This is a genomic window from Pseudoalteromonas piscicida (genome assembly GCF_002744175.1).
In the GTDB taxonomy this organism is placed as follows: domain Bacteria; phylum Pseudomonadota; class Gammaproteobacteria; order Enterobacterales; family Alteromonadaceae; genus Pseudoalteromonas; species Pseudoalteromonas piscicida_B.
Genome location: NZ_NKHF01000099.1, coordinates 19,730 through 33,366 on the forward strand (window position 1 = coordinate 19,730; position 13,637 = coordinate 33,366).

The 13,637-nt window shown below is 45.9% G+C and carries 4 protein-coding genes; 2 read left to right on the plus strand and 2 right to left on the minus strand.

The features are described 5' to 3' along the window. Positions 1-119: 119 nt before the first annotated feature. Together CEX98_RS19790 and purT are read right to left on the minus strand one after the other, a co-directional pair. Positions 120-1,013, minus strand: a complete 894-nt coding sequence (locus CEX98_RS19790; RefSeq protein ID WP_099643715.1) for an aldo/keto reductase — start codon at positions 1,011-1,013, stop codon at positions 120-122. Continuing rightward, complete coding sequence (gene purT / locus CEX98_RS19795; protein ID WP_099643716.1) at positions 1,010-2,197, minus strand: formate-dependent phosphoribosylglycinamide formyltransferase; 1,188 nt, start codon at positions 2,195-2,197, stop codon at positions 1,010-1,012. The genes CEX98_RS19790 and purT overlap by 4 nt, the downstream gene beginning before the upstream one ends. Before the next feature lie 175 nt (positions 2,198-2,372). Between purT and CEX98_RS19800 the strand changes: the two genes are divergently transcribed. Together CEX98_RS19800 and CEX98_RS19805 are read left to right on the plus strand one after the other, a co-directional pair. Continuing rightward, positions 2,373-7,355 (plus strand): non-ribosomal peptide synthetase, encoded by a 4,983-nt coding sequence (locus CEX98_RS19800; protein WP_099643717.1) that lies wholly within the window; start codon positions 2,373-2,375, stop codon positions 7,353-7,355. A 2-nt stretch (positions 7,356-7,357) separates the two neighbouring features. Beyond that, the gene (locus CEX98_RS19805; protein ID WP_099643718.1) at positions 7,358-13,636 is read left to right on the plus strand and encodes a non-ribosomal peptide synthetase; all 6,279 of its coding nucleotides are present in this window, start codon (positions 7,358-7,360) and stop codon (positions 13,634-13,636) included. Position 13,637 lies beyond the last annotated feature (1 nt).

The window sequence follows — 13,637 nt, forward strand, 5'->3', positions numbered from 1 at the left end:
ACCAAAGGTGAGCGGCCCTGTGACAGCCGCATCACCTTATTTTTTTACTTGCTGCAACACATAGGGCCGAAAGGCCCTTTTTTAACGCCAGGCTCTACACCAATTAGTCCGAATTCACTTTATGGCACACTGTGCCCAGTAGACGCCGTCCAAATGCGATACCAGTGCTCGCGGTTCATAGTAAGTGACTGCGAAGCAAATGCGCTGGCAACTCGAGTGATATTTCCCGTTCCAAGCACAGTAGCAGGTTTCGATGGATGCATCGCAAGCCATGCGTAGATCACTTGATCAAGTTCAGTAGCTCCTATTTCTTCGCCCACTTGCTGTAGTACCGCACGCAGTCGTTTGGCTTTTTCGTCTTCGCTAGAGAATATTCTGCCACCCGCCAGCGGCGACCACAGCATGGGATTCATACCCAGTTGTTGGCACTGATCAAGCGTGCCATCGTCAAGCGCCTTCATCTCATAAGGTGAAAACTCAATTTGGTTGGTCACTAAACTGAAATCGAGTCTCGATTGCAATAAGGCCAGTTGACTGGGGGTAAAGTTCGAGACCCCAAAATGCAGCACATCTCCGTTTTGTTTAAGCGTGTTAAACGCATCGGCAACTTCATCAGCATCCATCAAATAATCAGGGCGATGGATCAACAGCACATCTAGCCTATCTGTACCAAAGTGCTTTAATGATTGCTGCGCTTGAGCAATAATATGGGCCTTACTCGAATCATAGTGGTTCGCCTTTCCCGCCAGTCCTAAGCTCGGAAATGCGGGCTTAATGCCACATTTAGTGATGATACGAATATGCTCTCGAATGCTAGGCTCTAGCGCTAAAGCTTTGCCAAACGCCGCCTCACATTGATACTCACCGTAGATATCAGCATGATCGGTATCGCGTATTCCAAGATCAATCGCTTGCTTTAAAAAGCTTAAGTTTTCTTGCGGCGTAATTTGCCAATCTAATAGCCGCCAAAACCCCAATACTAATGGGTCAAGTTCGCGGGTGTTTGAGTTCATAATGTAATTCCTACTGTTGCAACCACTTGCTTGGCTTTTTCGACGGCACTTTCGGTTGAATCTGAGCGCGCTAACGCCACGCCCATTCTGCGCTTGCCACTTACTTCAGGTTTACCAAACAAACGAATATCCGTTAGCGGCTCTGCAAGCGCTTGTGCAATATTGCTGAACTGTAATTGTGTAGACTGCCCTTCGACAAGGATCACACTTGATGCCGATGGTCCATTAAAGTGAATGGTAGGGATAGGCAAGCCTAAAATTGCGCGAGCATGCAGCGCAAACTCACTTAAGTCTTGAGAGATAAGCGTGACCATACCGGTATCATGTGGTCTAGGTGACACTTCACTAAAGTAAACATCATCGCCCTTAATAAAGAGCTCAACGCCAAACAAACCTCGACCACCCAGCGCTTCCGTGACTTTTTCAGCCATTGCTTTGCTGCGCTCTAGTGCCAGTTGTGACATGTGCTGCGGCTGCCAACTTTGCTGGTAGTCTCCGTCTTTTTGCACATGTCCGATTGGCTCACAAAAGCTCGTGCCATCAATGTGGCGTACCGTTAAGAGTGTAATTTCATAATCAAAGTCGACAAACCCTTCCACAATCACTCGGCCCTGACCTGCGCGGCCGCCTTCTTGAGCATAATGCCAAGCAGGTTCAATATCGGCAGCACTTTTAATCACGCTTTGACCTTTACCTGAAGAGCTCATCACCGGCTTAACCACACACGGCATGCCGATACGCGTTACAGCTGCATTAAAGTCCGCTAAGGTATCAACAAATTGATAAGGAGAAGTTGCAAGTCCAAGCTCTTCAGCGGCAAGGCGGCGGATCCCTTCTCGGTTCATGGTAAGTTGAGTCGCTTTCGCGGTGGGCACAACTGTATAGCCTTCAGCCTCTAATTCCACCAGCTTGTCCGTCGCAATAGCTTCAATCTCGGGTACAATATAATCTGGTTGCTCTTGTTCAATAATTGCTTTTAGCTTTTCACCATCCAACATAGACAAGGTATAGCTGCGATCTGCTACTTGCATCGCCGGGGCATGATCGTAGCGATCTAATACAATAACTTCAGCACCTAAGCGCTTAAATTCAATAACGACTTCCTTTCCTAGTTCGCCACCACCGCAGAGTAAGACTTTGCAAGCAGTTGCCGAAAAGGGCGTGCCCAGAGGTTTGATTTTCATGATGGTTCCTTGGTTGGTTTGATGCCCCATGGTAGCGATTTTTAATTCCTCACACCAACTCATCCTTGATGATTAATCAAACAAAAACAAACCTAACAAAAAAATATACACATTTTAAACACATTTGTTACATAATCTGCGCAGGCAAAATTTATATGTTTAAAGGATTACTAAAATGGGCACAATAACACCTATCAACTTAAGTGAGCATCCTCAAGCTCTTTTGAATCAAGCCTTTGCACAACACGAAAGTAAAGCTGCTTTAGTGTGTGATGGCAAAGTATTAACTTACCGAGAACTTGAGGAAGAGGTTGAAAGCGTCGCTTCAAATATTCGACATAAGGCAATGTTAACGCATTCTAACGCTCATTATGTTGCACTTTATCTTGACCGTGGTATCGATATGGTTATCGGCATACTGGCTGCTATTCGAGCTGGGATGGCTTATATTCCTATCTCAACAGAGGCTCCCGCCGAGCGCTGCCAATTTATTCTTGAAGATAGCCAAGCTGCGATTGTGCTCACACACAAACACTATAAAGACGCCCCACACCTAGGTCACACCGCTCAAGTATGGATTGAATCTCCAGTATCACAAAACATTGAACCCGTTCATTCAGCGTTGACAGATATCGCTTATGTTATTTACACCTCAGGCACTACCGGCACACCAAAAGGGGTCGAGATCCCGTATCAAAATTTACATTATTTAGCAGAAGCACAAATTGAGAGGTTTCAGTTAGATAAAGTCGACCGCGTGCTGCTTTTTGCTTCTTATATTTTTGATGCCAGTGTCTTTGAGTTAATCGTTCCAATTTTATTAGGGCATACGGTTTATATTGCCACAGAAGCAGAACGAAAAGATGAAAAAGCACTAGGTAGATTACTCAAGAGCAATGCTATCCAATTTGCAAGTATTCCCCCTGCTCTTCTTGCACTGATGGAACCCGAAGACCTTAATACACTCGAAACACTGGTCGTGGCAGGGGAAACACCTAACTTAGAAATGCTGCAAAACCTGTCTAGGATCACGCGCATTTTCAATGGTTATGGCCCCACAGAATATACAGTTGGTGCCTGCGCTAACGAGTTTTCACTTGAGGACAATGAGTTTACTATTGGCACTCCCTTTGTTCATACTCGATTCTATGTTTTAGATGAACAATTAGCGCCAGTCAGCCAAGGAGATCAGGGGGAGTTGTATATCAGTGGTGCAGGTATCGCGAAAGGATATTTAAATCGACCAGAGCTGACCAAAGCACGCTTCATTGATAACCCTTACTATCACCCTCATCGCGATCCATCTCATTTTGCTAAGTTATATAAAACCGGTGATCTCGTTCGCTTTGATGGCGAGCGATATCATTTTATTGGTCGTAATGACAATCAAATTAAGCTACGTGGCTTCCGTATTGAGCTGGGCGAGATTGAACAAGTTATCGCCCAACATGACGCAGTTAAACTCGTGAGCTGCCAAGTCGTCACGCGTGGCAGCGCGAAATTTTTAGTGGCCTTTTTAGTCACGCATCAAGCGCTAGATAGCCAGTTAGTGCAAAGCATTAATGGCATCGCTAAAAAAACATTGCCAAGTTACATGATCCCAGATCACTATCAACGCTTGGAAGCATTGCCCATGACTGAAAACGGCAAGGTAGATGCCCATGAACTGTCACATTATGAGTTAACCTCAGCCCAAGACGAAAGTGATATTACACTTAGTCGTACTCAACAAGATTTTTTAGCGCAATTTCAAAGCTTTTGTTTACCAGGACTACAATGGCAGCAGGACTTTTTCCAACAAGGGGGCGACTCGCTTTCTGTCATTAATCTGAGTAACCAGCTGTTCCAGCAGCTAGGCATAAGTGTACCTGCAACACTAATTTACCGTCACCGCAGCGCTGCACAGGTTTGGCAAGCGTTACAATCTAACCAGTTCGAAACCGTTGCTTTACCAAAACGAGATGCGAAATACCAAAATACTGTGCCGCTATCCTTGCAGCAGCGTGCAATTTGGTTTCTTGCTAAAGCAGATCCGAATGATAAAGCGTACCATGCTAAATGTACTACAACGTTTAGCGGTGAATTCAACGTAGCAGCCATGCAAGGTGCCATTCAGGATGTTGTGGCGCATCATGATGTATTTCGTACTTACTATGATTTACACCAACCAATCCAATACATTGATCCTGATTATCAACAAGATGTGCCCTATTTTGATTTTAGTAACTATCCCGAAGCAACTGCACTAGAGCATGTCGATCAGCTAGTTAATGGTGAAATGAATGATGTATTTGCGATAAACATGCTGCCATTGGCACGGTTTGCTATCGTCAAAATAAACGATACTAAGCATATTTTAATCCATATTGAGCACCACTTAGTGCATGATGGCTGGTCGTCTAATATCTTTATAAACCACCTTTTCAGCTGTTATAAACAACGTCTCAATGGTGCACATCAAGGGCAACTACCAGAAATAACCCAATATGCGGACTATGCGGCTTATCAACATGACTGGTTGCGCTCGGACCAAGCAACCCAACAACGTGAATTTTGGAAGGCACAATTAAAAGATGCCCCCAGTCGGATCAACTTGCCGGTTTCTCGATTAGGTGAAACACCCACCGCACGCGGAAAAGCGCATCGAGTAAAATTACCGCGAGCACTTTGGGATAACCTTAAACGCTTCAGTCAACAACACCAAGTCACCCCATTTTCCGTGGCGCTGGCTGCACTGAATGTGGTGTTATCACGCTTTAGTGGCGATCAAGATATTTGTATTGGCTCCGGCGTGGCAAACCGCAGTTATACCAATGTTGAAAACACCATAGGAATGCTGGTCAGCACCGTTGTGGCACGTGTTCAGCAAACACCTGAAATGCGTGTTGATGCACTTATCCAACACTGCTTTGATGTCAGCAATGATATGTTAGCCAACCAAACGCTTCCTTTTACTGAAGTGGTAGCTGATGTCAACCCAGAGCGGATCCAAGGTGTGAATCCTTTATTTCAGATTTGCTTTAGTTTCCACGATTCTCCCTTACCTGATCTCACTTTACCGGGCTTAGATAACATCGACTATTACGAAGCGATCAGCAGTCAATCATCAAAATTCGAACTCAATATCGTTGTTATCACCCGGATGGGACAAGACCAAGATGACTCTGTCACTATGCTGTGGGAGTTTGACCTAACCCGTTATGATCCTTGGTTTATTGATACACTCAGTGATAGCTTTAATGATGTACTATCACAGCTCATAAATGTAGAAGGCAGCACAACGATCGAGCAGCTGCCTTTGGCCGGTAACCTTGTGCATAATGTCAGCACAGCAGAGCATCCAAAGCAGGATTTACTCTCTCTTTTCAACCAACAAGTACAGTCTCGTTCTGCCCAAACGGCGTTAATCACAAGTGAAGGTACATTAAGTTATCAAGCGCTGAGCGACCGTGCAGATAAAGTAGCGGCTTACCTCATCACACAGTTTGGCAAACAAGATTTTATCGGTCTATATCTGCAGCCTTCCGTTGAAACCATTATTGCAATGCTAGCGGTGATTAAATCGGGAGCGGCTTATGTGCCATTGTCCACCAGAGCTCCGGCAGCACGAAACCGCTTTATCATTGAAGACGCTAAACTTGAAGTCGTACTGAGCGATACAAAGAGTATCAGCACACTATCTAGTATCGAACGTGATGAGTGGCCTTTGCTCAACCTCGACAAAGATATCACCGACTGCGATGCCACGTTGCCCATGGCAACACCAAAGAGTAATGCATATGTTATTTACACTTCAGGCACCACGGGGCAACCCAAAGGCGTGATCCAAAATCATGAAAATGTTTCGCGTCTATTACAAGCAACTCAACCTGATTTTCAATTCAGCGCACAAGATACTTGGGTGCTTTATCACGATACTATTTTCGACTTTAGCGTCTGGGAAATTTGGGGGGCATTATGTCATGGCGCCAAGCTGTTCATTCCGAGTTATGAAGAAGTTAGAGACAGCTTTACTTTTGTCAAACAGTGCGAGCAGTATGGTGTCACGATACTCAATCAAACGCCCAGTGCATTTTATAACTTTAGTGATGTTGCCATTGAATCAGGCGCAAAGCTTAATACATTAAAAACGGTCATTTTTGGTGGTGAACAACTCAACTACACAAGACTAACGGCATGGTGGCAGCACTTTGGTCAAACTATCAACCTCATCAATATGTATGGGATCACAGAGACCACAGTACACGTTACCGCCTTACCGCTTCATCCTGATATGAATACGGCTATTGCTGACATAGGTAAACCGCTCAATGATATGACGGCCTTTGTACTGGATAACCAATTGCGCCAAGTGCCTGTAGGTGTCCCTGGTGAGCTGTTTATCGCAGGTGCAGGCTTGGCAGTGGGTTACCTCAATCAACCTAAGCTCACCAATCAACGCTTTTTCACGCTCACTATTGATAGTCAGCAGATCCGTGTATACAAAACAGGTGATAAAGCGAGGCAGCTACCCAATGGCCACTTAGAATACCTAGGCCGATTAGATAATCAGATAAAAATCAGAGGTCACCGAATCGAGCTAGGTGAAATTGAATCACAACTACTCCAATGCGAAGGCGTAAAAGAGGCTGCTGTCATCACCTATGAGCGTCAACAACAAACAGCACTAAGTGGTTATGTGGTGATGGAGAACCATGCCATATTTGACGATGAGTACCTACTCAACCAATTGCGAACACACTTGCCAACTTATATGGTGCCAGACAGTATCACTGAGTTGAGTGTCATGCCTTTAACAGTAAACGGAAAACTCAACCACAAAGCATTGCCATTACCACAGCGCAATACACCTGATACTTACACCCCGCCACGCACCGCACTTGAGCAGACACTCTGTGACGTTTGGCAAACAACCTTGGAGTTAGAGCAGGTTGGGATCCACGACAATTTCTATCGTTTAGGTGGTAATTCTATTTTGGCGGTGCAATTGGTTCGTAATGCACAAAAGTGGCATCAGCTCGCTATTCCGCTATCGGCCATCATTGCATGCCCCTCTGTGGCAGCTCTGGCACAGTATCTCAATACGATGACATTAACAGAAATCAACGCCACTGAGGATACATCACAGCCACGTTCAGCTCAGGTAATGGAGCTATAGTCATGGAGTTAACCCAATTAATACAACAACTTCACGCGCAGCATATGCGCGTGTGGGTGTCCGAGCAAAATACCCTGGCACTGGGATATGAGGATAACGTAGCACCAGAGTTACTCGCGACACTCAAAACCAATAAAGCAGCGCTATTAGCACTTCTTCAAGCGCATGATATCCGCTCAGAGACGGCATTTTTAAACTGGCCGTTGGTAACCCCTGTGCCGCTTTCAAATACTCAAGCTCGACTGCTGTTTGTCGACAGTCTTGAGCCAATGCGATGCGCCTACCACATCCCTTTGTTAGTCAAGCTTAATGCTGGAATCACCGCTGCCGAGTTAACAGAACAGATCCATCGTACCATTGCCAAACATCCGGTGCTCAATAGCCATATTGTTGAGCATCCAGCTGGATTGAGCTGTCAAACTCAAGCGAATCCAATCGACATAAAAATGCGTTCGGTAGCATCACTGGAAGCGCTTCACTCACAGGTTCATCAGGCAATTCATACGCCATTCGCCCTGTACCAAGAAGCACCATTTAAAGTAACCTTTTACCAATGCGGAGAAGCGCTTTATTGTCTCTTTTTGTGGCACCATATTGCTTTTGACGCTTGGTCTATGCGCCTATTTTTTGAAACCCTTGCCGGACACTGCGCCTATCAAGAGGTCCATAAAAAGACCAACTACTTTGACTACGTTCGTTGGCAATCTAAGCAAAACGACCAAGACGCCCACGCTTATTGGCAGCAGCAACTACAGGGCGCTGCCGCCACTCAAATTCAGCCAACTCAATACCATACGCTCAGCAATGGCCAAGCACAGAATCACTACTTTTCTTTATCTGAAGCACACAGCCATCGCATCAAAGAGATAGCTAAACTACATAACACCACTCCTTATGTGGTGTTATTAAGCCTATATATTTGGCAGGTTTCGCAATATAGTGGTGAGCCTGATGTGGTGGTAGGTGTACCGACAGATAACCGCGATCACCCTCAAACTCAAGAGATCATTGGCTGTTTGATCAATACCCTATTATTGCGAGTTAACACCGCAACACAACCTAGCTTCAATGCCCTTATCCAAAGTACAGCAAGTACCCTAAACGATGCTAAGCGCTATCAACATTTACCTTATGACGAACAACTTCAATATTTAAGCGATTCGACTGATAGCGCCCTGCCTGGCTTAATGTTTAGTGTGCAGCGATTTGGCAGCGATATTGTGGATGAATTTGATTTACCATTTCAACGGGCTAATGAGTTTGACAATGACACCTTATATAACCCTATTAAATGCGATCTCCGCCTAGCATTTGATGATAGTAAGGCACAATTACAAGGTCAACTCAATTACGACCCAAGTAAATTTGATGATGCTTTTGTCGAGCAGTTTGGTAGCGCTTACATCACCAATATGACCGCTGCACTTGAGGACCCAGATACGCCGCTGGTAAAGCTGTATCAACAAGCAGTGTCTACCACAGAGGGTGACTCCCCGGACTTTGACGGCAATCGCGACTTATATCGCTGCTTCACACATGCTGTGCAACAGCACCGAGCGCAAATTGCGCTGCGATATGCAGACCAGACGCTGAGCTATGGTGATTTGGCTAAACAAGTAGAGCATATAGCCATGCATATTCAGCCTTTGCTCGCACAACAACAGTCTCGAAAAGTGGCACTGATGTTTCATCGCAGTCCAGATATGGTAATTGCAATATTGGCCGTACTCGCTGCGGGTGGTTGCTATGTACCGCTCAACCCGGAACAGGGCAGTAATCGCACCGAGTTTATGCTGAAAGATAGCCAAGCGGCTTTACTACTGCATAGTACAGACTGCAATACACAGATCAATGAATTAGATGTAGTGCTCCCATCACTTTGTATTGACGCACTCAAACAAACGACGCCTCAGTCGCTGAGCACAGCGACACGTTCGAATGACTCACTCGCGTATATTATTTATACCTCGGGTAGTACAGGCACACCAAAAGGTGTTTTAGTTGAAGACCGACAAGTACTGGCGCTCATTGATAGCACCACGGCTTACTACCAGTTCACGCAAGATGAGCAAGTGTGTGCTTTGCCTCCCTATTACTTTGATGCCTTTGTCGAGCCTCTGTTTATGACCCTGCTCAACGGCGCAACACTGGTGCTCCCCTCTGAACAAACAGCCAGATCACCACAACAGATTAATACATTGATCAGTCGAGATATTACTCACTTGGTCATTTCACCTGCATTATTAAACGCACTTACCCGCCCAGAAGAGGCACAGCTAAGACGAGTAGTGACAGGGGGAGAAGCGTGTCACCGAGACCTCATTGAGACATGGACGCCACTTCTGTTCATTGAGTATGGTCCAACAGAAGCTACCGTTACCGCCTCGGTGTATGCCACTTCAGCACAACACTCCGTCCCTGCTAATATCGGCTCGACACTAGATCACGCCGAGTTTCTGATTATCGATGAGGCACTCAACCCTTTACCGCAATGCTGTCCTGGCGAAGTGTTAATTGGCGGGCTAGGGGTTGCAAGAGGCTATGCAAACTTAGCACAACACACTCAATCTCGCTTTATCACCCATCAAGGGAAACGCTTTTATCGAACCGGTGATCTCGCCCGCCAGTTAGCCAACGGCCACTATCAGTATTTAGGGCGTAATGATAGGCAGATAAAATTGCGTGGCTATCGCATTGAGCTCACAGAAGTTGAAAACGCACTCTTGCAACATTCAGGTATCAGCCAAGCCTGTGCCAAAGTACAAAGCTCGCCCCAAGGAGATGTATTGGTAGCCTACCTTTGTGGCACAACCTGCACGCTTGAATCGATCCATTCAACCCTTGCCACACTCTTACCTGACTATATGCATCCGAGCGCTGTAAGTTGGCTAGATACATTGCCACTTACGGCAAATAATAAAGTTGACTTAGCGGCACTAGAACCTGTCAGCATTAGTTCTGCACAGCCCTACCGAGCACCACGCAACCGTCAAGAGCAGCTCCTATGTGAGTTGTGGCAAGATGATTTATCAGTCGAGAGAGTGGGAATAGATGATGATTACTTTGCACTTGGAGGTAACTCACTCAGTGCCATGAATCTGGTTGCAAAAATGCAGAGTACCTTATCGTTTCCTATTGAGCTAAAACAATTTTTGATGACTCGCACCATCGCCAACCTTGGTAACCTACCAATGGCTATTGAGCAAATTCAACCCAGTAATCGACCGCTGCACCAACAACCGCTAACTGCCCAGCAAATCTCCTTGTTAGTTCACGAGCAGCTCAATGCCAATACAGGCGCCTACCATATACCTTTGATGCTAGAGTGTGATAATCCCGAACAGCAACAGGCATTGTGTAACGCTGCACTGCAGGTTATTGGTCAGTATGATATTTTGCGTACCACCTACGTCAAAACGCAGCATGGGCAGTGGGGTTATGGTGAAACATTCACTGACGTTAGTGTCGAGACTATTGCACTATCACAGCTCCATGATTTTACCCAACGCAGCTTTGATCTTGCTCAGCAAGCCCCTGTGCGCTTAGCTTTACTCGAACCTTCAGATACAGCAAGTTATGCTATTTGCTTGGTGTTCCACCACATTGCTTTTGACGGCTGGTCTACTCAGGTCTTTTTAGATGCACTTAACACCCAGTTAAGTGGACAGACTCATCACCCAGATACCTTACAGTTTAAGGACTATGCCGCATGGCAAGCTGATAACATAGCCGATGATCTGACATTTTGGCAGCCACGATTTGACAACCTAACACTGACGCCATGGGAAACCGACCTTCCACGCAAGCCTGTAAATGATCATATCGGCCAATCGATTACCTTTTCTGTGCCTGAGACACTAACGCAAAAGCTAAAAGATCTCGCCAGCGCACAGCATGTTTCACTATACACAGTGCTGCTTACCGCGTACCAATTAGCACTTTGTACTTGGAGTCAAAAACAGCATATCGTAGTTGGCTCACCAAGTGATAACCGCCCAGCTGCCTTGAAGCAGGCCATTGGTTATTTTGTTAACACCTTGCCGCACGTGCTGAATAAGCAAAACCAACAAAGCTTTGCTGATCATTTACGCGAAAACCAAGCCTACTTAGCTGCTGCAAAGTGCCATGAATCGGTGCCGCTCGAGGTCTTAAGTCGCGCTGTTGAGCCACAGCGCGAAGCTGGCGTTTCTCCTTTATTTCAAACGTTTTTCAGCCTTGATCAGTTTGATATTCATAATCACAGAGACCGCCACTTTAGCGTAGCGACAACGAACACCAAAGCCACAGACTATCACCCCGCTAAGTTTGATTGGAGTTTAATCTGCCAAGATGCAGGAAACACGATCCACGCTCAGTTTATTTATATGACTGCCTGCTATTTGCCTCAAAGGTGTCAGCAGTTTGTTGATTTTTTCACTGTCTATCTCGCTAATTTATGCGATAACGCCCAGCAGCCTTTAGATACAGTGCCCACAATCGACAAGTCTACGTTGTTATCTTTAATGCCTAGACCTGTTAAACATACGCCTTCGTTTTTACAGCAATTTAAAGACACCGTGCGCCGCTATCCCTCTCGTACTGCACTGAGCTTTGAAGGTAAAGAGATCACTTATGCGCAATTAGACAAAAGCTCAGATAGCTTAGCCGCTCAACTGAGAAGCCATCGCCCAACGATCTTGGGAAATATAGGGCTGTATTTTGACAAGGGGCTTGAGGCTCCGTTAGTAATGTTAGCCGCCCTAAAAGCGGGACTCCCATTTATTAACCTATCGACCAACCAGCCTGCCGCACGTAACCAAGAAGTACTGCTCCAAGCAGAAGCTCAGTTGTTGTTATGCTCACAGTGTCCAGCCTGGTACTCAGGCAATGCGCTGGTGGTTGAACTGGATACTATACTCGCCCATTCTCAGCCTCATGATTTTGCACCAGCGCCCTATTCAGAGGAAGCGCTTGCCTATCTGATTTTTACATCGGGTACTACAGGTAAGCCTAAAGGCGTGATGTTGCATCATGGTGGGCTTGCCAATCTGTGCATAGAAATGCGCCAAAGCCATCAGCTTGAAAATGCTCAGCAAGTAACCACAAGCCAGTTTGCAGAATATGTCTTTGACGCCTCCATCTGCGAGATTTTTCCGGCGCTAGCAGCAGGGGCAAAACTTGAGGTTATTCCTGAGCTGCTCAGAAAAGACCCCAAAGCCCTATGCCGCTATTTGACGCAGCAGCAAGTCGACGTGGCATTTTTGCCAACGGTGCTCATCAATCAATTTGCCAGCGACATCGCTGCGGTGGGACTAAAGCTGTTATTTACCGGAGGTTCTACACTTAATTCTCCCGAGCAGAAGCTTGCCGCGACAGTCTTAAATGAGTATGGGCTGAGTGAAACCAGTGTGTGTGTCACACAATCAAAAGTACAACACACTAAACCTATCAACATCGGACATGCTATTCGCAATACTCATTTATTCGTACTTGATGAGCGGCAAAATATAGTGCCAAACGGTGCGATCGGTGAGCTCTATGTGGGCGGCAGCGCTATTGGTTTAGGGTATTGGAAAGACCCACAACTAACTGATAACCACTTTGCTCAACATACTTTTCGGGTTGCTAATGACAAGATAGAAGCGCGATTATATCGCACCGGAGATCTGGTTAGAATAAACGAGAATAACGCGCTTGAGTTTATCGCCCGAGTTGACAGCCAGTGGGATATTGACGGTCACCGTGTCGAACCCAGTGAAATTGAACGCAGGTTGTTACAGCATAGCGATGTGCAACAAGCGGTAATGCACTTATTTAAAACACCTTCTGGCGGTAACAAACTAGTCGCTTATATCGTAACCCCAAGCCAAAATACACAGCCCATACGCCACTGGCTCAACCAACAGCTGCCCCATTATATGCAGCTTAGCGCCGTAATTGCGCTTGCAGCAATCCCGTTAACAGTTAATGGAAAGCTAGATGTCGCTCAGTTACCTCATGACTTTGATGCTTTCAACAGCCGCCCACAACCTCCAGAAACGGAAGTAGAAAAAGCATTGGCTCCGCTTTGGACAGCTCATTTAGAAGTAGAACAAGCGGACCTAAATCAACACTTTTTCACCCTAGGAGGTTCATCCATTGTTGCCGCCAAATTGGTCGGCCAATGCTGCACTGAATTTGCACTGGATATACCGGTGTCTACGTTGCTTACCAACCCCGAGTTCAAAATGTTTGCCCAAGCAATAGAAGCGCAACTAGCACAGTGCCAAGCTACTCACGACGAATTTGAAATGGAGATTTAAA